18 protein-coding genes are annotated in these 21,180 nt (G+C 65.9%); 11 read left to right on the plus strand and 7 right to left on the minus strand.

The genetic code is table 11. From position 1 onward, the window contains the following. Positions 1 to 27 precede the first annotated feature (27 nt). From CGLY_RS07655 to CGLY_RS07665, 3 genes are read right to left on the minus strand one after another with little or no spacing between them, the layout of a single operon-like run. Positions 28 to 897, minus strand: coding sequence for an SDR family oxidoreductase (locus CGLY_RS07655; protein ID WP_038548187.1), 870 nt, complete (start codon positions 895 to 897; stop codon positions 28 to 30). 59 nt (positions 898 to 956) lie between these two features. Beyond that, a complete protein-coding gene (gene mtr, locus CGLY_RS07660; protein ID WP_038548190.1) occupies positions 957 to 2,402 on the minus strand; it encodes a mycothione reductase in 1,446 nt (481 codons plus the stop codon). Beyond that, complete coding sequence (locus CGLY_RS07665; RefSeq protein ID WP_052540782.1) at positions 2,399 to 3,556, minus strand: alpha/beta hydrolase; 1,158 nt, start codon at positions 3,554 to 3,556, stop codon at positions 2,399 to 2,401. Before CGLY_RS07665 ends, mtr begins: the two co-directional genes overlap by 4 nt. A 154-nt stretch (positions 3,557 to 3,710) precedes the next feature. Between CGLY_RS07665 and mqo the strand changes: the two genes are divergently transcribed. Continuing rightward, positions 3,711 to 5,213 carry a malate dehydrogenase (quinone) gene (gene mqo / locus CGLY_RS07670; RefSeq protein WP_169736920.1) on the plus strand — a complete coding sequence of 501 codons (1,503 nt, stop codon included), beginning with the start codon at positions 3,711 to 3,713 and terminating at the stop codon, positions 5,211 to 5,213. 22 nt (positions 5,214 to 5,235) lie between these two features. Further along, a complete protein-coding gene (gene cobA, locus CGLY_RS07675) occupies positions 5,236 to 6,279 on the plus strand; it encodes a uroporphyrinogen-III C-methyltransferase (RefSeq protein ID WP_038548196.1) in 1,044 nt (347 codons plus the stop codon). Here cobA and CGLY_RS07680 read toward each other — a convergent pair. Together CGLY_RS07680 and yaaA are read right to left on the minus strand one after the other, a co-directional pair. Then, positions 6,272 to 7,420 (minus strand): ATP-binding protein, encoded by a 1,149-nt coding sequence (locus tag CGLY_RS07680; protein ID WP_038548199.1) that lies wholly within the window; start codon positions 7,418 to 7,420, stop codon positions 6,272 to 6,274. The genes cobA and CGLY_RS07680 overlap by 8 nt on opposite strands. Before the next feature lie 225 nt (positions 7,421 to 7,645). Beyond that, positions 7,646 to 8,407, minus strand: a complete 762-nt coding sequence (yaaA, locus tag CGLY_RS07685) for a peroxide stress protein YaaA (protein WP_038548202.1) — start codon at positions 8,405 to 8,407, stop codon at positions 7,646 to 7,648. A gap of 51 nt (positions 8,408 to 8,458) precedes the next feature. Between yaaA and CGLY_RS07690 the strand changes: the two genes are divergently transcribed. Beyond that, positions 8,459 to 10,216: a proline--tRNA ligase gene (locus CGLY_RS07690; protein ID WP_038548205.1), complete on the plus strand. Its 1,758-nt coding sequence runs from the start codon at positions 8,459 to 8,461 to the stop codon at positions 10,214 to 10,216. Positions 10,217 to 10,466: 250 nt separating this feature from the next. Here the strand turns inward: CGLY_RS07690 and CGLY_RS17550 are convergent, their stop codons facing one another. Beyond that, positions 10,467 to 11,456, minus strand: a complete 990-nt coding sequence (locus tag CGLY_RS17550) for a hypothetical protein (protein WP_052539878.1) — start codon at positions 11,454 to 11,456, stop codon at positions 10,467 to 10,469. Between the two features lie 3 nt (positions 11,457 to 11,459). Here CGLY_RS17550 and rimP point away from each other — a divergent pair, with 3 nt between their 5' ends. The 8 genes from rimP (at position 11,460) to CGLY_RS07735 (ending at position 20,182) form a co-directional block, all read left to right on the plus strand. Continuing rightward, positions 11,460 to 12,017, plus strand: a complete 558-nt coding sequence (gene rimP, locus CGLY_RS07700; RefSeq protein WP_038548208.1) for a ribosome maturation factor RimP — start codon at positions 11,460 to 11,462, stop codon at positions 12,015 to 12,017. Next, the gene (nusA, locus tag CGLY_RS07705) at positions 12,014 to 13,072 is read left to right on the plus strand and encodes a transcription termination factor NusA (protein WP_052539880.1); all 1,059 of its coding nucleotides are present in this window, start codon (positions 12,014 to 12,016) and stop codon (positions 13,070 to 13,072) included. The genes rimP and nusA overlap by 4 nt, the downstream gene beginning before the upstream one ends. An 85-nt stretch (positions 13,073 to 13,157) precedes the next feature. Further along, positions 13,158 to 13,559 carry a YlxR family protein gene (locus CGLY_RS07710; RefSeq protein WP_081803826.1) on the plus strand — a complete coding sequence of 134 codons (402 nt, stop codon included), beginning with the start codon at positions 13,158 to 13,160 and terminating at the stop codon, positions 13,557 to 13,559. Positions 13,560 to 13,684: 125 nt separating this feature from the next. Next, positions 13,685 to 16,582, plus strand: a complete 2,898-nt coding sequence (gene infB, locus CGLY_RS07715) for a translation initiation factor IF-2 (protein ID WP_038548213.1) — start codon at positions 13,685 to 13,687, stop codon at positions 16,580 to 16,582. Between the two features lie 141 nt (positions 16,583 to 16,723). Further along, entirely contained in the window at positions 16,724 to 17,170 is a 447-nt protein-coding gene (rbfA, locus tag CGLY_RS07720; protein WP_038548216.1) for a 30S ribosome-binding factor RbfA, read from the plus strand. Then, entirely contained in the window at positions 17,167 to 18,507 is a 1,341-nt protein-coding gene (locus CGLY_RS07725) for an MATE family efflux transporter (RefSeq protein ID WP_227590423.1), read from the plus strand. Before rbfA ends, CGLY_RS07725 begins: the two co-directional genes overlap by 4 nt. Before the next feature lie 50 nt (positions 18,508 to 18,557). After that, positions 18,558 to 19,439, plus strand: coding sequence for a metallophosphoesterase family protein (locus tag CGLY_RS07730; protein WP_052539882.1), 882 nt, complete (start codon positions 18,558 to 18,560; stop codon positions 19,437 to 19,439). Continuing rightward, positions 19,436 to 20,182: a 4'-phosphopantetheinyl transferase family protein gene (locus CGLY_RS07735; RefSeq protein WP_038548221.1), complete on the plus strand. Its 747-nt coding sequence runs from the start codon at positions 19,436 to 19,438 to the stop codon at positions 20,180 to 20,182. The genes CGLY_RS07730 and CGLY_RS07735 overlap by 4 nt, the downstream gene beginning before the upstream one ends. A 34-nt stretch (positions 20,183 to 20,216) precedes the next feature. On the opposite strand, the gene CGLY_RS07740 is transcribed toward CGLY_RS07735, so the two are convergent. Further along, positions 20,217 to 21,008: an L-threonylcarbamoyladenylate synthase gene (locus tag CGLY_RS07740; protein ID WP_038548224.1), complete on the minus strand. Its 792-nt coding sequence runs from the start codon at positions 21,006 to 21,008 to the stop codon at positions 20,217 to 20,219. Positions 21,009 to 21,180 lie beyond the last annotated feature (172 nt).

A 21,180-nucleotide genomic window follows, 5' to 3' on the forward strand; every position in this document is an offset into this window, starting at 1 on the left:
AACGGCACGCGAGGGGTGCACCCTTTTCTACCGGGTGCGCCCCTGTTCTGCGTCCGCGGCAGCCCAGCGAAACCCCCTGTTCAGCAATCGCATGACGCCGCGGTACGCCCAGGGGAGATTCACCTGTGCCCAGCGCCCCAATCGGATATCGCCGCTGGTGTAGAGCAGGTACCTGCCTTTCCGCGTCCCGTCGACGATCTTCTGCGCAGCCTCCACCGGCGTCGCAGCATGCCCCTGGAAGATCTTCTGGACCTTCTGTACCCGGTCGGCGGTCTGGTCTACCCCGTCAATATCGATGGTACGTACCAGGGGAGTGTCCACGGCTCCGGGAACCGCGACGTGCACGCTCACGCCGTGCGGGGCGAGATCAAAGCGTAGGACCTCGCACATGCCCAGCACCCCACCCTTGGACGCGGAATAGGCTGCGTGCCAGGGCAGTCCGATGATCCCGGCTGCCGAGGACACGCAGCACAGGCGGCGTGGTCGCGCCCGTCGGCCCGCCCCGACTTTCCCTGCCTCCGTCATCGCCGGGACAAGTGTTTCAACAATATGTACCGTACCCATCAGGTTCACGTCGATGACCTTCGCCCACTTCTCATGTGGCAAGGTGCGGGGGTCACCCCAGATCGCGATGCCGGCGACATGGAAGACCTCGTCCGGGGCTCCGAATTCGCCGGTGATCCGCGACGCCCAGGAGCGCACCTCCTCGAACTCGGTGATGTCCAGGACCTGGTCGTCCAACAACGCCCCCGGCCGGATGTCGGTGATGTCGCGCGCCGTCGCGTCCAAGCCGACTTCGTCCCGGTCGGTGATCATCACCTCGTGCCCCTCGCGCGCCAGGAGTAACGCCACCTCGCGTCCGATACCGGACGCCGCTCCCGTGACCACACACCGCATCGTCGTTCCCTTCCGGCGACCGGTGCCGGCCCGGCCCCACACTAGGTTCCCCTACAAACCTAGCGCAGATCCAACCCCAGGACGGCGTTCTCCACCAGTTCGCTCAAGGACGGGTGCGGCCAGTACTGCCTGGTGGCGAACTCGGCGAGATCCAGGTCGAACTCGATGGCGGTCACCAGCAGCTGAATCAGCGTTGCGGCCTGCGGGCCCATGATGTGGGCCCCCAGCAGGCGGTGCGAGTCAGCGTCCGCGATCAGCTTGCAGAATCCGGTCGTGTCCTCCATCGCCCACCCGTAGGCCACGTCGGCGTACTCCTGCACCTTCACGGTCACGGTACGGCCGTTCTCCTGCGCCCATGTACGGGCCTCGTCCTCGGTCATGCCGACGTAGCCGATCTGGGGATGGGTGAAGATTCCGCCCGGGACGTTGTCGTGCTTGAAGGCCTCCAGGCTGCTCTCTGACGTGGCGTCAGCGGCCACGTTGTGGAAGACCGCACGAGCCTCCTGGTTCGCCACATGCTTGAGCTGCAGCTCATTGGCGGCATCACCCAGAGCCCACACCCCCTCGGCGGTCGTCCGGCCGTAGTCGTCGACGAGGATTCTGCCGTCCTCGGCCAGGTCCACGCCCCCGGCCGAGGCATTCAACAGGTCGCCGTTGGGCACGCGCCCCTGGGCGAGCAGCACCTCGTCGCAGTCGATCTCCCGACCGTCGTCCAGCGTCAGAGTGACGAGGCCGCCGTCGGCGCGGGCACCGGTGACCGTGTGCCCCAGCAGGTTCGTCCACTGCGACCCCGCCAACTCGGTGAACCGCGAGGACACGGTCGAATCAAAACGGCGCAGCAGAGACTCCGACCGGTTGATGACAATCACCTCCACGCCCAGTGCCGAGAAGATGTGGGCGAACTCCACCGCGATGATCCCGCCACCCAGGATCACCAGCGTGCGCGGCAGCTCGTCCATCCTCATGATGTCGGCGTTCGTGCGGTAGGGGATACCTGATTCCCCGATCACCTCCGGCACCCACGTCCGGGTCCCTGTGGCCAGGACGATCTGGTCGCCGGTGATTGTCCGGGCGCCGGCTCCCTCGCCGATGCGTAGGGTGCGCTCGCCGACGAAGGACGCGATGTCACTGAACAGGGTGATATTCGGGGTCTCGTCGCCGCGTCGGTATTCCTCACCGCCCCGGGAGATCGGGTCGATGCGCTTTCCGAAGACCCGCTCCTTGAGGTCGTCCCAGTTCACCCGCCAGCCGGCCACCGGCATCGGCGCGGCCGCCGCCCCTCCGATCGGATACAGGTTGTAGCGGTCGGCGTCCGTCAGTTCACGGGCCACATCGGCGGCGTAGACGTACATCTTGGTCGGGATACAGCCGACGTTGATGCAGGTGCCGCCGAAGACACCTTTCTCGACAACGGCGATCTTCCGGTCGTTGAGGTCTTCGGGGATCGAATTGCCTGAGCCGGTGCCGACGATGATGAGGTCAAAGTGTTCGGGGGAGTCAGTCATGGCACCGATGGTACGTCCACCCACGCGTCGACGGCTGCAAAGGCCGCGGCCCTGACGTCGGGACGTGAGAGGAAGACGTCGTGCATCGCCCCGGGGATCACGCGTACCTCACAGTGCGGGTCCACCAGGTGTGCGGCCGACTGCATCTGTGACGGTTTCAACACGGTATCCGTCACGAAAGCCTGCCGCTCCGGGACCGTGGCACCGGTACCGTCAGGCACCATCTTCCCGGCGCTGTGGGCGTCCGAGCACAAGAGCAGCGTGGGGACACCGGTGGAGAAAGATCCGCTGTGCAGCTTATTGATCTCCCGGCTGACGCCCACCAGCCAGCTGACCTGTTTCGGACGGGGCAGCGGCGGCTTGAGTTCCAGGTCGTAGTCCCACTCGCCGTGCCTGGAGACATGCAGGCTCTGCCCGTAGGTCGGGTTGATCCCGCCCGGGACATGCCAGGTCGGCCAGAATCGGGCGACATGGGGGAAGACCCGGCGGATGATCAAGTTCGTAACCCGGTCGAACTGCAGGTCCAGCCACGGGCTGTTCAGGATCACCGCGTCGATGCTGTCGTATAACGCCGCGCGCGCGGTGTCACCGAGCTGAGTTGCGGTGTGCAGGCGGGAGACGAACATCGTCACATCCAGTCCGCCGGTCGAATGCCCGACCAGGGTGGTCGATCCGTGCCCGGCGCTGAGCAGTGACAGGGCGACGGCAAGGTCCTCGTCGTAGAGCGACTGGGAGGTCACATGGTGCCAGGTCTGCCCGTCGCGGTGCGACCGGCCGCACTTGCGCAGGTCAAGGCCGTAGACGGCGTAGCCCAGTTCGTGGAAGTGCTCGGCGACGTGGGTCTGGAAGAAGAAGTCGGTCATTCCATGGACGAACAGGACGGCGGGACGCTCCCCCCATTCCGGTGTGTCTGTCGGCCGGTAACGGACAAGCGTGCAGCACACCGTGCCCGGTGCGCCGTCGGGTTCATTGTCTGGGTCGATGCCGAATTCAATGGTGTGCCGCGTGTATCCGTCGCCCAGAATATCCGGCTCAAAGTCCAGTTCATGGACGCTTTGTCCCAGTGGGCGGGAAAGGACGGTGGCGACATTCTGGCGGCTGAGAGCATTCACGGGATGCCAGTGTAATGCCCCTGACCGCCTGCGTTCGCGCATCGGAACCGGTTCAGAAGAGGGCAGGACGGTCACACGCGCAGAGGGGCGGGTTGTACCAGTAGCCACAGTGGCACGTATCATCGCACCATTGTGGACGCCGCGTGTGGCTTATGGCAGTGCCCAGAGGGTCACCGGCTGCGGCGAACAAGCAGCGATGAAAAGGATTGAGCTTAACGTGTCACCTTCCCAGAATGATCACGTCGACGTCGCCCTCATCGGCGCCGGTGTCATCTCCACCACCCTGTCCGTGATGCTGCGTCAGCTCCAGCCTGACTGGAGCCAGCTGATCATCGAGCGTATGGACGTCCCCGGTGCAGAGTCCTCCTCGCCGTGGAACAACGCCGGCACCGGCCACTCGGCCCTGTGTGAGCTCAACTACACGCCCGAGGTCAACGGCAAGATCGACATCTCCAAGGCTGTCGGCATCAACGAGAAGTTCCAGGCCTCCCGCCAGTTCTGGTCCTACCTCGTGGAGAACGGCACCCTCGGTGAGCCCAGCGAGTGGATCAACCGCACCCCGCACATGTCGTTCGGCCACGGTACTGCGCAGGCGGACTACATCAAGGCCCGCTATGAAGCGTTGAAGGACCACCCGCTCTTCCCGGATATGCAGTACACCGACTCGGAAGAGGTCTTCAGCGAAAAACTTCCGCTGATGGCGGACGGCCGTGACTTCTCCGAGCCGGTTGCGATCTCCTGGACCGACGCGGGCACCGACATCAACTACGGGGCGCTGACCCGCCAGTACCTGGACGCCGTCACCGCCGAAGGTGTCGAGGTCCGGTACGGCAACAATGTCACCAACATCACCCGTGACGGCGCCGGCTGGAAGCTCGAGGTGAAGAACCTGCACAACGGCGACACCTCCACCGTGCGCGCGAATTTCGTGTTCGTCGGTGCCGGCGGTATGGCCCTGCCGCTGCTGCAGAAGGCCGGTATCCCGGAGATCCGCGGCTACGCCGGATTCCCGATCTCCGGTGAGTGGCTGCGGTGCACCAATGACGAGGTCATCGAGCAGCACTCCGCGAAGGTCTACGGCAAGGCTGCCAAGGGCGCTCCGCCGATGTCGGTGCCGCACCTGGACACCCGCATCATCGACGGTAAGAAGGGCCTGCTCTTCGGCCCGTACGCCGGCTGGACGCCGAAGTTCCTGAAGAACGGCTCCTTCCTGGACCTGTTCAAGTCCCTGCGCCCGGGCAACATCCCGTCCTACCTGGGCGTGGCTGTCCAGGAGATGGGTCTGACCAAGTACCTGGTCGAAGAGGTGCTCAAGGACCAGGCGGCCCGCGTGGAGTCGCTGCGTGAGTACATGCCCAACGTCAACGGCGATGACTGGGAGCTTGTCACCGCCGGGCAGCGCGTCCAGGTGATCAAGCCGATCGGTGCGCCGAAGTTCGGTTCGCTGGAGTTCGGTACCGCTCTGGTCAACTCCGGCGACGGCAGCATCGCCGGCCTGATGGGTGCGTCTCCGGGAGCGTCCATCGCCCCCTCGGCGATGATCGAGGTGTTGGAGCGTTGCTTCGGTAACCGGATGGCTGACTGGGCTCCGAAGCTCAAGGAGATGATCCCGTCCTACGGTGGTCGGATCTCCAAGGACACCGCGCTGTTCAACGAGCAGTGGGAGCGCAGCCAGAAGGCTCTGAAGCTCGACAAGTAGCAGGGGACTAGACTCCAAGCCCATGAGTCTTGTGTTGACCGGCGTGCCGGTGCTCGTGGTGGACGGACCGGACGCCGCCGTCGCAGCGGAGCTGCTTCGTGACCAGGGGGCCGTCCCCACCATCGGTACGGCCACAGGGGACACGCGTGTCGCTCTGGTGCGGGTGCCTGCGGGCACACCGCCCGCTGCTGCTGTCGAGGCTCTGGCCTGGGCGACGGCGCACGGCGTACCGGTCGATGACCGCCGTGGGGCAGCCGTGTCTGCGTTGGATGCGGAAGCACTCCCTGCACACAGCGTGCACAGTGCCGCGGAGAGCACTGCCGGCAGTGTCACTCTCGTCGGTGGAGGTCCGGGGGACGCTGAGTTGGTCACCGTTGCCGGGACCCGGGCGGTGCGGGCGGCCGACGTCGTCCTCACCGACCATCTCGGAGCTGTCGCACTCGCCGAGGAAGCCGCAGAGCGGGGTGCTGAGGTCATCGACGTCGCGAAGATCCCGTATTCCACCCAGGTTCCGCAGGAGCGCATCAACGCGCTCATGATCGACCGGGCGAAGGCCGGCAAGCACGTCGTGCGCCTCAAGGGCGGGGACGCGTACATCTTCGGTCGGGGCCACGAGGAGGTCCAGGCGTGTGCCGCGGCGGGGATCCCCGTACGCGTGATCCCCGGGGTGACCTCGGTGACGTCCGCACCGGCGGCGGCAGGGATCTCCCTGACACACCGCGGGCTGAACCACGACGTCACCGTGGTCTCCGGTCACGTCCCTCCGGGACATGCGAAATCACTGGTGAACTGGTCGGCTGTCGCCGGGCTCACCGGCACGCTGGTTCTGATCATGGCGATGCGCCATGCCGGGGCGATTGCCGCGGAACTCATCGACCGTGGACGGGACGGAGAAACCCCGGCGGTTGTCGTCGAGCAGGCGTCCACCCCGCAGCAGCGCGTCACGGAAGCAACGTTGGTTACCCTGGGTGAGACGATCGAGCGCGAGGGACTGGGCTCGCCGGCGATCATCATCGTCGGTGAGGCTGCGGCACGGCGGATCGACGTTACGGGACAGCTCAACTGATCCGTCGCACCGTCCCGCTTCCCCGGAGCCAATCGCCCAGGTAGGGCAGTGTGAACTGGACCTTGCCCCACCCGGCGGGAGAGATCAGGTCCCGGTCGATCAGCTTTGCCCGCGGGTCGCTGGCAGCACGTTGGGTCTTGCCCAGGCGTTCGGCGATCGCGGCGGTGGCGACCGGGTCGTCTGTGCCGCCGCGTCCGTGCGCCGCCAGTGCAGCCATTGCCTCGAGGTACTCCCGCTGAACGGTGGGTACCCCCTTCAGTGACGGGTGGTGCACCTGAGCACCCATTGTCGCCACCGCCTCCTCCCTGATCGAGTCAACCTGCTGTACGGAGATCGAGTCTGCGTCGGCGCGGCGAGCGACGTTCCACGCCAGGGAGCCGACGAGCTGCACAAGGTAGGGGTAGCCGGCGGCGAGGTGGACGGCAGAGGCGAGCCCGGTGGTATCGAATGCCAGGCCGGAGTCCCGCGATGAGGTTGCGAGTACGTCTGCGGCGTCCTCACTGGTGAGCGGTCCCAGATCGTAGCGGTGCGCCCGGCGCATGAAGGTCGTCCCCGGCAGGTTGAGCAGTGTTTCCACCCCGTGGGTGAGACCGGCCATGGCCAGGGAGATTTCCAGATCGTCGCGGATGAGGTTCTGGTAGGTCACGGCGAGCCTGCTCAGTGCGTCACGGTCGGCGTCCTGGATCTCGTCGACGGTGATCAGGACTCCCGTGCCGGAGACCATCGCGAGTAGGTCGCGGAGACGTGAATCTAGCGTGGGGCGCGGAAGATCACGCTCGTCGGGGCCGGTGACGGAGGTGGTCACCGTGCCGAGCCCGGTGATCCCCACACCGGTTACCCGGCGCGTCGTCGGTGGACTGAGCTCCTGGATTTTCGCCGGTATCACCGAGTCGGTGAGTTCGGCCACGATGTCCCCGCGGGCTGAGGCACGCAGGACCAGCCAACCCTGGGTGGCGGCGATATCCTCGAGCTCGTTGAGCAGGACAGTCTTGCCGATCCCGCGGGATCCGGTGATCACCAGTGTGCGTGCGGCGGCGCCGGGGCCGGAAGCCAGGGCCTCGGCGTAGTCGTCGAGGATGATCCGTCTGCCGGCCCAGTACTGCGGCGACGCTCCGAAGGTCGGACGGAAGGGGTTGGTCATGACACCGAGTGTAGCGTCGATGCATCTGCGGGTTGAGAATTTGAGAATTTGAGAACAATCGGTCGATTGAGAATTTGAGAATTCCCTGCCCTGATGGCCACTGATGAGGGGAAGTGTTACCACTTCAGGGTGGTAACACTTTTGGTGACCTGGGCTTTTGCAGGATATGGGACGCCGAAAGTGGTAACACTTCCTGGGTTCGGCCCGACGGCCACCAGTCGCCGCCTACACCACCAGCGTCAACGAGTCTTTCGCAGAGAGCCCCTCGTTGACCTCCACGGTCAACCCGGCACGTCGTGCGATGTCAGCCACCCCGGCCACGTCACCGGGGGTCGTCAAGTCCGTATCGGCGGAGGCCAGCTCCCGGGCCAGCAGACCCTTGTAGTGCTTGTTGAAGTGACTGACAACCTTGCGGGAGCCGTCCTCGCGCACAGACTCGACCCGCACGGTCACCGCCCCGGGCAGCCGCCCCAACTGCTGGTAGCCGCCGGACCGTAGGTCGACGACCGTGCCGGGAACCTGTTGCAGTGCCTCGGTGACGGCCGAACCCCAGCGGGCCTTCATCGTCGGCAGTGCGTCGACTGCCGCACCGGAGTACGGCAGTTTCGTCCCGGCGGACAACCGGTAGTGCGGCACCGGGTCGTCCGCCGCCAGTAGGCCGAACAACGCCGAACCCACCCCCAGTCGCGTGCGTGCGGAGGGGGCGAGGGTGGAGACGTCGAGGGCATCGTAGAGGACCCCCGTGTAGCGCATGATCGCCGGGACAGTCGGTGCTTCGCGCAATCGGGTGTTCGCTTCGGCCTCACTGCGGAGCTTCTCCGAGATCCCGAGAATCTGCAGCGCATCGTCGGGGTGGAGGACGCGGAGATCCTCGATGTTCCGCCGCCGGACCTTGTTGAGCGAGGGGAAGGAAAGTGCCTCGATGTCCAGCGCGGGGCCGTCGCCACCGGATGCCTTGGTTTCGGACGGGGGGAGCAGGATAAACATGCGCTACACCCTAGCGATACACACATAGTGCTTTGAACTAGAGTACCGGTCATGATCACCCGGATGTCGTCTCTTTTCCTGCGCACGCTGCGCGATGATCCCGCCGACGCGGAGGTCCCCAGCCACAAGCTTCTGGTTCGTGCGGGGTATATCCGGCGGGCGGCTCCGGGCGTGTACTCGTGGCTGCCGCTGGGGCTGCGGGTGCTGCGCAACGTAGAGAAGGTCGTGCGGGAGGAAATGGGTGCCATCGGCGCCCAGGAGATCAGCCTACCGGCCCTGCTGCCGCGGGAGCCCTATGAGACGACGGGGCGCTGGACGGAGTACGGCGACGCGCTGTTCCGTCTCAAGGACCGCAAGGGACAGGACTATCTCCTCGGCCCGACCCACGAGGAGTTGTTCACCTCGCTGGTGAAGGGGGAGTACAGCTCCTACAAGGATTTCCCTGTCACCCTCTTCCAGATCCAGACGAAGTACCGGGACGAGGAACGTCCCCGTGCGGGCATCCTGCGGGGCCGTGAGTTCATCATGAAGGACTCCTACTCCTTCACGATGGACGACGAGGGACTCGAGGAGGCTTACCAGGCACATCGCCGTGCCTACCAGGCCGTCTTTGACCGGCTCGGCGTAGAGTACGCGATCTGTGCGGCTACCTCCGGCGCGATGGGCGGGTCGGCGTCCGAGGAGTTCCTCGCGGTTTCCCCGAACGGTGAAGACACGTTCGTGCGTGCCTCCGACGGCGACTATGCCGCCAATGTCGAGGCCGTCGTCACCCCGCACCCCGAGACGCGGCCGGTGGAGGGTTTGCCGGAGGCGACGGTCTACGAGACTCCGGATGCGACGACAATGGACACGCTGGTTGAGTGGGCGCGGGCTGAGGGCATTACCGTGGACGGTCGCGACGTTAAGCTCGCGGACACGCTCAAGTGCCTGGTCGTCAAGGTGACCGAGCCCGGCGCGGAGCCGGAGCTGACCGGTATTCTGCTGCCGGGCGATCGCGACGCCGACATGAAGCGGTTGGAGGCGTCCCTGGAGCCGGCGACAGTGGAACTCGCCGAGGACAAGGATTTCGAGGTCAACCCGTTCCTCATCAAGGGATACGTGGGCCCCAAGGGGCTGGCAGACAATGGCGTGCGGGTGCTCGCGGATCCGCGCATCGTGACCGGCACGTCGTGGATCACGGGTGCGGACAAGAAGAACCACCATGTGGTCAACATGGTGGCGGGCCGGGACTTCACGCCCGACGGATACATCGAGGCGGCGAATGTCCGCGAAGGTGATGCCGCACCCGAGGGAATGGGCACGTTGACGTTGGAGCGTGGTATCGAGATCGGGCATATCTTCCAACTCGGCCGCAAGTACACCGAGGCCTTCGACATGCAGATCCTCGACGTCAACGGCAAGCGTTCGGTCCCCACCATGGGATCCTACGGGCTGGGTGTCTCGCGCCTCATTGCCGTGTTGGCCGAGCAGATGCACGACGAGAAGGGACTGCGGTGGCCCAGTGAGGTCGCCCCCTATGATGTCCACGTGGTCATCGCGAACAAGGATGCCGCCGCCGGCGAGGCCGCGGAGAACCTGGTCGACCGGTTGGCTGACGCGGGGCTGGAGGTTCTTTTCGATGACCGTCCGAAGGTGAGCCCCGGCGTGAAGTTCAAGGACGCTGAATTGCTGGGGGTCCCTCTGGTATTCGTGGTCGGGCGCGGGTTCGCCGACGGCACGGTGGAACTGCGGAACCGCCTGACGGGTGACGTCGACAACATCGCCTACAACACCGCTGTGGATCTCTTCCTGGAGCGTCGCGGGCGGTAGTGCTCGGAGGCGTGTTAGTCTGCGTCCTGCACCAGGGTGGTCCGTGAAGGACAGCCCGTGACAGGACGCGGGAGGTGAGAATCTCGGACCGCTCGACATGGAGGATGTCCCCGGGCCAGCTGCAGGAACACCTGAAGCTGCGTGCCAGGGCACGACGCATCCCCGACAAGAAGAAGCAGCACGATCGAAGGGCCTGCCGGAACACCCGGCGGGCCCTTCCCGCATGGTCGGCCCCCTCTACTCGCCCCGTCTATTCTCCCCGGACGCTGACGGCCAGCGGATCCTCGCCCAGCGCGTCCTCCAGGGCAGCCTCGGATCGCGCTGACACGGCACACAGCATGGCGACCAGCGCCCGGTCGTTGTCGCTGATCTCGTCGACCGCGCGTCGCAGCGATACCGTCACCGCGTGGACGGACTCGAGGAGGACAGACGCCGCAGTCGCGGCGTCAGTAGGCGGGGTGAAACCGTCAGGTGTGCTGTAACCGGCGTCGGCGGCGACACCGGAGGCAGGTGTCACGGTGTCGCGGATGGTACGCATCCGGGTGCTGACGGTCGTGACGGTGTCCCGGTTCGTCCCTGCGACGGGCAGCACGACCCCGGAGAGATACACCGCCTGGTTGACCAGTTCCGTGGTCGCGGCGAGTCCGGCAGCGGTGTCCTGGGAGTCGGTGTCGAATCCGGCGTCGATCATCTCCTGATCGATCGCGGGGCCACCGGCTGAGCTGTCGTCGACGGTGGCGAGCGCGGCATGCAGCCCGGTGAGTAGGACGGCGCGGTCGCGTTCCCCGTCGTCGTCAGGTGCAGTGTCACTGGCGGCGTCGTCGCCGTCGATGAGCTGGAGCATCCGTGACCGCACGTCCTCAACCGCAGGGGTGTCCGCAAGAGCCTCAAGGGTGCGTGCCCCGCAGTCTTCCGGGGGTTGGCCGTCCCGGTCTGTGCCGCACTGGCGCACGATCTCCCCGGAGATCGCCTCGGACTGGTCGGCGAAGATTCCCGTGCCTCCGGCGACAGGTGTGCCGTCGAGGGCGTCGAGCTGTTGGACGAGCGACTCCAGGTTCTCGTCCGGCCGGGGCGGTTCAGTCGAGCATGCGGTGAACGATACTGTCGCGACGGTGAGCGCCGCACTGGCGGCAAGTACCCGTCGGACGACGGGACGACGCCGCGGCATCGCGGAGGCGGGGGCGGGTGAGGAGACGTGCACGGTCCCATAGTGCCATCCCGGGTCGGTGATAGGGTTCACGGCATGGCTTTCCCTTCTGAACAGGACCTTGCCGAGGTCGTCGGCCCACTGGCCGCAACGCTCGGTCTCGACCTCGAATCGATCACCGTGACCAGGGCGGGGGCGAAATCCGCGGTCCGCGTCGCCGTCGACGCCGACGACCGGCCGGACCTCGACCAGCTCGAGGAACTCAGCAAGGCGGTGTCCGGGGAACTCGACGCCCGTGAGTCCTCGGGGACGTTGAACTTCGGACCGGGCTACACCTTCGAGGTGACCACACCGGGGCTGGAGACTCCGTTGACCGAACTGCGGCATTTCCGCCGGAATGCGGGCCGTCTGGTGAGTATCGACGGGACGCAGGCGCGTATCGCTGCGGTGGATGGGGACACCGGCGAGATCTGGCTGATTCGTCCCGGAGAGAAGAAGAAGGAAGCTCCGCAGGTCGAGGCCCGCGGATTGGCTTCGGCAGCGGGAGCTTTGGTAGAAGTTGAGTTTTCCGAACCCCCGGTCGATCAACGTGACCTGGTGGGCCTTGATCCCGAGAAGTACCGTGCGCTACGAGCGCAGAAGGACGACAAGTGAAAATTGACCTGAGTGCCCTGACCGCCCTGGAGAACATCGAGCACGTGCGCAGGAGTGCACTGCTGGGCGCGATCTCCGCGGCACTGCTGGACTCCTACCGCGAGCTGACCAAGGTGGACGGGCCTGCCCGCGTGGAGATCGACCGTACCGACGGGACGGTCACCGTCCTGCGCCTGGAGAAGGACGAGGACGGCAATACCACCGGTGAGTTCGACGACACTCCGGAGGATTTCGGTCGTGCCGCCGCGAAGGCGGTCCGGGACGCGATCCGTGGGCAGATCAATATCGCCCGGGCGGACACGACGTACACCAAGTACGCGGACCTGGAGGGCACCGTGGTCTCGGGTGTGGTGAACCGGGACGCGCGAGCCAACGACCGCGGTATCACCGTGGTCCACCTCGGCACCGAAGCCGACGGGCAGGACGGTCTGATCCTCGCCGCCGAGCACATGCCCGGTGAGAAGCTGGAGCACGGTGACCGGGTGAAGTGCTATGTCACCGCTGTGAACCGTGGCCAGCGTGGCGTACAGATCCTGCTGTCACGGACCCACCCGGAACTGGTGCGGGGACTGTTCGCGCTCGAGGTTCCTGAGGTTGCCGATGGCTCGGTGGACATCACCGCGATCGCACGGGAGGCTGGCCACCGGTCGAAGATCGCGGTGACTTCCACGGTCAACGGCCTCAACGCCAAGGGTGCCTGCATCGGCCCACGCGGCCAGCGGGTGACCGCCATCATGGAGGCACTCGGAGGCGAGAAGATCGACATCGTCGATCACTCCGCCAACCCGGCGGTGTACGTGGGCAATGCGCTGGCACCGGCGAAGGTTGTCCGCGTCGACGTCACCGATCATGACATGCAGGTCGCCCGGGCCGTCGTGCCGGACCACCAGCTGTCCCTGGCGATCGGCAAAGAGGGGCAGAACGCACGCCTGGCTGCACGGCTGACCGGATGGAAGATCGACATTCGCCCGGAATCTGCCCCTGACGACAGCACTGACAGCGTCGATGACGCTGACGACACCGCCGGGACCGACGACGCCCTGCCGCAGATCTGACAGCGTTGTAGTGGCGGTTGGCCCCGCGGGGCCGTCGCGCGTTAGACTGTGTATCGGTCTGACGACGAGGAGAAGGAGAACACGCATGTCTGATCGTGTTCCCGGTTTCTCGCCGGATGCGGGTCCGCAACGGACCTGCATCGCCACCCGCAAGGTTCACCCGGCGACGGCGCTGTTGCGCTGTGTTGCCGAGCGGACCGGCGAGGGTGGAGGATCGGGGTCGGTACGTGTCGTCCCAGATCCTGGACGGCGCCTGCCCGGTCGCGGCGCGTGGATTACCGCGACTGTCAGTGCGTACGAGACCGCCGTACAGCGACGTGCTTTTGCGCGGGCGTTGAAAGTGCCTGTTGAGGCGGACACGACTCCAGTCATGGAGTATCTCCGGATCCTCGGTGAGAACCGGGGGAGCGGAGCGTCGATGTCTCGGCAGGTACCGCATCTGACCACCAGCCCGGTGGCCGAGAAGGAAAAGGAAACCGATTACTGATGAGCGCACGATGAAGCAGCATCAGCGATGAGTGTCCAACTGACCTGGAGTCGTACGTAGTCGTCCTCGTGGACTGAAGAACCACGGGTGGCTGGCCTGCGACTCCACCATTACGAAGGAGAGCAGTGCCCGGAAAGCTACGTGTCCATGAGCTGGCTAAGCAGCTCGGAACGACAAGCAAGGAACTTCTCGCCACGCTCAAGGAGCAGGGTGAGTTCGTGAAGTCGGCGTCCTCGACGGTGGAACCGCCGGTCGTCAAGAAGATGAAGAATCACTACGGAGCGAGTGCGGAGTCCACGAAGGATGACGCCGCGCTCCCGAACCTGAGCGGTCAGCCGACTGCTCAGGCATCCAGCTCTGCCGCGACGGCGGCGGAGCCTACCGGTGCAGCCAAGCCGGGTCCGAAGCCCGGTACCGCCAAGCCGGGAGCTGCCAAGCCCGGGGCCTCGGCCAAACCTGGCCCCGCTAAGCCCTCGGCCAAGCCGGGTGCGTCCTCGCCTGCCGAGCCGGCACCCGCCGACGCGCGGCCGGCGACCCCCGCGGATGCAGCACCAGCAGCAACCGAAAAGACGGCGCCGAGCCCGAAGCCACAGGCTGACCGCCCGAAGCCGGGTGCGGCGAAGCCTGCCGCAAAGCCCACCCCGCAGGACGCATCGTCCTCGAAGCCGGGCCCCCGCCCCGGCCCGAAGCCCGGCGCTGCCCGTCCGGGTGCCAAACCGGGTCCGAAGCCCGGCGGTCGCGCGCCTCGTGTCGCCAACAACCCGTTCTCCTCCGGGACTGAACGGCCGTCACCCCGCTCGCAGGGGGGTCAGGGTGCCCAGGGCGGTAAAACGGATATGCCGCGCCCCGGCGGATCTACCGGGCGCCCGGCCCCGCGTCCGGGCGGCAGTGGAGCAGCGAAGCCGGGCGGACGTCGTCCGAGTCCTGCGTCGATGCCCAGCCACCCCAGCCCCGGGCAGATGCCGGCCAAGGCCAGCACCGGCGGCGGTGGCGGTCGTGGCCGTGGGGGCCAGGGTGGTCCCGGTACCGGTGGTCCGGGAGGACCGCGCGGTGGTCGCGGCGGACGTCGCGGCGGTACCGCAGGTGCCTTCGGTCGCCCCGGTGGCGCACCGCGCCGTGGACGTAAGTCGAAACGGCAGAAGCGTAACGAGTACGAGGCAATGCAGGCTCCGAGTGTCGTCGGCGGCGTCAAGCTGCCGAACGGCAAGGGTGCCAAGATCCGCCTGCGTCGCGGGGCGTCGCTGTCGGACTTCGCAGAGAAGATCAACGCCGATCCGGCTGCGCTGGTGCAGGCGATGTTCAATCTCGGCGAGATGGTCACCGCGACCGCCTCTGTTCCGGATGACACCTTGAAGCTGCTCGGCGACGAGATGGCTTACACCGTCGAGGTCGTCTCCCCGGAGGACGAGGACCGTGAGCTGCTCGAGTCGTTCGACCTGCAGTTCGGTGAGGACGTCGGCAGCCAGGATGACCTGCAGCACCGCCCGCCGGTGGTCACCGTCATGGGTCACGTCGACCACGGTAAGACCCGCCTGCTCGACACCATCCGCAAGACCAACGTCGGTGGTGGCGAGGCAGGTGGCATCACCCAGCACATCGGTGCCTACCAGGTTCCGGTCGAGGTCAACGAGGAAGAGCGTCTGCTGACCTTGCTCGACACCCCCGGTCACGAGGCGTTCACCGCCATGCGTGCCCGTGGTGCCAAGGCAACGGACATCGCGATCCTGGTTGTTGCCGCGGACGACGGCGTTATGCCGCAGACCGTGGAGGCCATCAACCACGCCAAGGCCGCCGATGTACCGGTCGTTGTCGCGGTGAACAAGATCGACAAGGAAGGCGCGTCTCCGGAGAAGATCCGTGGTCAGCTCACCGAGTACGGTCTGGTTCCCGAGGAGTACGGCGGCGAGACCATGTTTGTCGACATCTCGGCCAAGCAGGGCACGAACATCGAGAGCCTCCTCGAAGCCGTGGTGCTCACGGCCGATGCGTCGCTGGAGCTCGTGGCCAACCCCGACATGCCCGCCCAGGGTGTGGCGATCGAGGCTCACCTCGACCGCGGACGTGGCCCGGTGGCCAACGTCATCATCCAGCGCGGTACCCTGCGCGTCGGTGACTCGATTGTCGTCGGCGACGCTCACGGTCGTGTGCGCCGTATGGTCGACGAGCACGGTGCGGACGTCAAGGAGGCAGGCCCCTCGATGCCGGTACAGGTCCTCGGCCTCACCAGCGTCTCGGGTGCCGGCGACAACCTGCTCGCCGTGGATGACGACCGGACCGCCCGGCAGATCGCCGACCAGCGCAATGCGCGTCGTCGTAACGCCATGCAGGCCCGTTCCCGCAAGCGGATCAGCCTGGAGGACCTGGACAAGGTGCTCAAGGAGACCAGCCAGCTCAACCTCATCCTCAAGGGCGACAATGCCGGTACGGTCGAGGCACTTGAGGACTCCTTGCTGCAGATCGAGGTCGACGACGAGGTCAGCCTGAATATCATCGACCGCGGTGTGGGTGCTGTCACCCAGACGAACGTCGACCTGGCTGCGGCGTCCGACGCCATCATCATCGGCTTCAACGTTCGCGCAGAGGGCAAAGCTACCGAGGTCGCGAACTCCGAGGGAGTCGAGATCCGTTACTACTCGGTCATCTACGACGCCATCGACGAGGTCGAGCAGGCACTCAAGGGCATGCTCAAGCCCGTGTACGAGGAGCGGGAGATCGGCACCGCCGAGATCCGTCAGCTGTTCAAGGCTTCTGCTGTCGGTCTGATCGCCGGTTCGATGGTCCAGACCGGAAAGATGCGACGCAACGCGCAGATCCGTCTCATCCGGGACGGTAACGTCGTCACGGAGAAGGCGACCATCGAGTCGTTGCGACGTGAGAAGGATGACGTCACCGAGGTCAACCACGGCTATGAGTGCGGTATGGTCCTGTCCTACCCGGATATCCAGATCGGGGACACGATCCAGGCGTACGAACTGGTCGAGGTTCCGCGTGACCAGGTGAAGAAGGACAGTAAGGACAGCTAGGTCCTTTTCCGCCCGGCCTTGACACCCCCGTGCCGGGGGACGATGAACAGACGTCCCCCGGCACGGGGGTGTCGCCGTGTCTGCGACTAGAATCATCGTCGAGAAGATCGACCACACCAACAATCAGAAGGGGTGCCACCGATGGCAGACCACGCCCGCGCCGCCCGTATGGCCAAGCGCATCATGACCATTGTCGCATCGGCGATCGAGCGCGACGTGAAGGATCCCCGGCTGGAGTTCGTCACCGTGACGGACTGCCGGGTCACTGGGGACCTGCACGACGCCACGGTGTTCTACACTGTGCGCGGACGGACGGTGGAGGAGGAGCCCGACACCGATGCTGCGGCGGAGGCACTCCACCGTGCGCGCGGACAGCTCCGGAAGATCGTCGGTGACCAGCTTTCCGTGCGGTTCACGCCGACATTGCGATTCGATCTGGACACCGTTCCTGAAGCGTCTGCCCACCTGGAGGAGCTGCTCGCGAAAGCCCGCGACATCGATTCCCGGGTGCGTGCGCAGGCCGAAGGCGCCACCCCGGCGGGAGAGGCGGACCCGTACCGCGCGCCCGCGGACGAGACAGAGGAGTGAGTGCGGCACCTCCTGCCGGCGTGAGGGCGGACACCCGGACCATCCTCGGTCTGGCGTGGCCCGCCCTCGCGGTGTTAGCGGCCACTCCGCTGTATCTGCTGTGGGACACTGCGGTGGTCGGACGGCTTGGCGCCACGGACCTCGCCGCCTTGGCGACCGGCGCGACCGTGCTGGCCCAGGTCACCGTGCAGTTGACCTTCCTGTCGTACGGGACGACGGCCCGCGCGGCGCGTAGATACGGTGCCGGCGACAGCCCGGGGGCGGTCGCCGAGGGCATTCAGGCGTCCTGGGTCGCCCTCGGTGTGGGCGCGGTCCTCGCCGTCCTGGTCGCGGTCTTCGCTACTCCGGTGACCGGGTGGCTGACCGGTGGTTCCGCCGACGGAGGCTCCATGGTCGCCGATGAAGCGGCGTCTTGGCTGCGGGTGACGTCGCTGTCGGTGATTCCGGCGTTGCTGACGATGGCCGGCAACGGTTGGTTGCGTGGTGTGGCCAACACCCGTGCACCGCTGTACTTCACCCTGGCCGGTGTCGTCCCGATGGTGGTGACTGTCCCGTGGGCCGTGGACCGCTACGGTCTGGTCGGTTCGGCGTACGCTAACGTGCTCGGAGAGGTGATCACCGCGACGTGTTTCGTGGTGGCGGTCATCGTGACCTGGCGGAAGGTCGGGGACGGGCGGTCTGTGCGGCCCAGCTGGGCGGTCATCCGTCCCCAGTTGGCCATGGGCCGTGACCTCATCCTGAGGTCGATGAGTTTCCAGGTGGCGTTCGTCTCGGCTGCCGCTGTCGCAGGCAGGATGGGGGACTCCTCCCTTGCTGCCCACCAGGTGATGCTGCAGCTGTGGAACTTCCTGACCCTGGTGCTGGATTCGGTGGCCGTCGCGGCCCAGGCCCTGGTCGGGGCGGCGCTCGGTTCAGCGTCGGTACGGTCGGCCTGGCAGGTCGGCCACCGTGTCCTTCGGTTCTCCGTGGGGGCCGGGCTGGTCCTCGCCGCGCTGTTGGCGATCGGTGCATTCTTCATCCCGGGTGTGTTCACCGCCGATGAAGCGGTGTTGTCGACGATGTGGGGCCCGTGGTGGATCCTCGTCGCGATGGTCGGGCTTGGCGGTGTGGTCTTCGCGATCGACGGCGTTCTGCTGGGTGCGGGGGATGTAGCGTTCCTACGGACGGCCTCGATTGTCTCGGTACTGGCCGGTTTCCTTCCGGGTGTGTGGTTGTCCTGGATTTTCGATCTGGGGTTGACCGGGGTCTGGTGCGGTCTGCTGGCGTTCATCGTCATCCGGTTGGCGGCAGTGGTGTGGCGCTACAGGAGCGGACAATGGGTTCGCACCGGCGGATAATTTCTGTTTCAGAAGTGACTCATGTGATTGAAGTGACTAGAGTGGCGTAAATGGTGAGTGAGAGCGACGTGGACGAGAGCGCAGAGACAGACAACGGCGGCCGGCGTCGGACGCTGTGGGCTGTATCCGACCTCCATGTGGCGGCGCGGGGCAACCGGGATCTCGTCGACCTCACCGTACGCCCGGAGAATCCCGGCGACTGGCTGATCGTGGCCGGTGATGTCGCCGAACGCACCTCCACGATTCTCGACACACTGCGCTCGTTGTCAGAGAAGTTCGCCCAGGTGATCTGGGTCCCCGGAAACCATGAGTTGTTCTCCCGGTCGTCCGACGAGGTGCATGCAGCGCAGAAGTACGAGGAACTGGTCAAAGGCTGCCAGTCGATGGGGGTGCTCACCCCCGAAGACCCGTATCCGCGGTTCGCCGGGCGCACCATCGTGCCGATGTTCACGCTGTATGACCATTCGTGGCGTGACCCGCTCGTCACCGTGGAGCGCGCCCTCTCCGCGGCAGAAGGCAATGGTGTGGTGTTCACCGACCAGGTCGCGATCGCCCCCTATGTCGACGTTCCGCTCTGGTGTCAACGACGTCTGGGATACACTGTGCGTCGACTGTCGACGGTGTCGGGGCCGACGGTGCTGGTCAACCACTGGCCGCTGGTGCGTGAAGTCACTGCACGGCTCCGGCTGCCGGAAGTTGCGTTGTGGTCGGGGAGCCGACATACACAGGACTGGCCGGTGCGCTTCGGTGCGGAGACGGTGATTTACGGGCACCTGCATATCCCGGTTGTGACCGAGGTGGAGGGTGTCCGTCATGTCGAGGTGTCGCTGGGTTACCCGCGGGAGCGCGAGCGAACCCTCGAGCAGCGCCGTGAACGGAACCTCTGGCCGTACCCGGTGCTGACGGAGTCAGCCGGAGAGGAAGCGGGATGATCATCTCAGCACCCTATGTTGCCGTGGGCTTCGACGACAGTGATCGGATTCCGGTTGTTCCCCGCGATCTTATCCCCGCTGATGCCGGCCTGGTGGAGTACCACCCGGGGCGGATCATCGATCTTGCTCACTATGACGAGCTCGACGAGGAGGAGCGACGCATCGTCGGTGCGGCGGTGGATTCACGCAAGGCCGAGTTCGGAGACGGCCGGTGGTGTGCCCACCGCGCGCTGCGCGGTCTCGGGGTAGACGGTCCGATCCTGCGTGGCGACAAGGGGCGGCCCCTGTTTCCGGGGCCGGTCACCGGAACCATTTCGCACACCCGGGGACTGCGGGTTGCGCTCGTAGGTAGAACGGACCGGTGGCGCAGCCTGGGACTGGATGTAGAGGTCGCACAGCGACTGCCGGACGGTGTGCTGTCGGCCGTCAGTTCCCCGCTGGAGCGTCGGTCGCTCCAGCGTGCGGCGCAACGGGCGCCGGGACGCTCACTGGGCACCGTGCTGTTCAGCGCGAAGGAGGCGGTCTACAAGGCATGGTTCCCTCTGGTGGGGCGGTTCCTCGACTTTGATGAGGTCGAGCTTCACCTCGACGTGAGCCCGCGGGACGATGCAGCCTCCGCCGACGAGGTCGGCGGAGGCTGGCATGCCCGGGTGCTGTCCCAGCCGAGCCCGGTACCCACCATCGAGGGACACTGGGTGATCCGCGACGGTTTCGTGGTGACCGTCTGTGCGATCCCGGGGTGATCTCAGGACATGCTGAGTGGTTCAGCAGGGTGTCTCAGTAGTACCCGCCCTGGCGGAAGTCCCAGGAGTTGAACTGCTCGGCAAGGATCAGGACGATCTCGTCGTTGTAGATACCCTTGCGGATGAGGGTGGGGCAGGGGGTGATGCCGCGCTGGCCGTTCTGCTCAGGGACCAGCGTGCCGTCGTCATCGACCATGGAGACCATGACGCCCTGTTCGTAGCGGGTGTCGATGTTCTTGTCCGGCTGGATGGAGGCGACGTAGTCGTTGCCCTCGATGATCAGGTCGGCTTCCCCGGCGATCTCGTCGCCGATGCCTTCGATCAGTCCGCGATTTCCCTGGCCGGAGGGGTTCGCCGATGACGCGAAGACCAGGCGGCGGTCTTTCTCCCACAGTTCGCGAGCGATGTTCTCGCCAGGGGTGCCGAACTTCAGCACGAAGCAGCTGGTGTTGCGGGTGTCGGAGGCGAGCTCACCGGCGCCTTCCGGCATGTACTTGTCCTGGGCGCCGTCCTTCCACGGGAGGATGCAGCCCATCAGGATGTCGCGGTCCACGCAGGTCTGGTAGAACTTTTCGATCTCGGGGGTCAGTTGAGCGAGTTCCTTGAGCTGCTCGATCGATCCGCACAGCACGACGCCGGGTTTGTTGCGCTTGCGGTGCTTGACAGCGAACTTGCGCTCCAGGCCCTCGCGGTCACTCGTGGCGATGATGTAGCCGACCTTGGTCGGGGTGACCACGATATGTCCCGGGGTACGGAGCAGGTCGACGGCCTCCTGCTGCAGTCCACCATTCCACTGGATCTGGCGGGAGTTCTCGTTCTCTGCCATGTGTTCCTCTCTGAAGTCCAACTGTTGTTCTGGTGCATCTCGGGGTGACAGCGTCTCACTGGTCGGGAGAAGCTATCTCACGTTCTGGCATTCTAGTGCACCGTTGCGGCGCCTGCTGAATCGGGGCAGGGGTGCACCGTTGCGGCATCGATGCCCGGGTGCGATATGTCAC

It is taken from the genome of Corynebacterium glyciniphilum AJ 3170, from assembly GCF_000626675.1.
Classification (GTDB): domain Bacteria; phylum Actinomycetota; class Actinomycetes; order Mycobacteriales; family Mycobacteriaceae; genus Corynebacterium; species Corynebacterium glyciniphilum.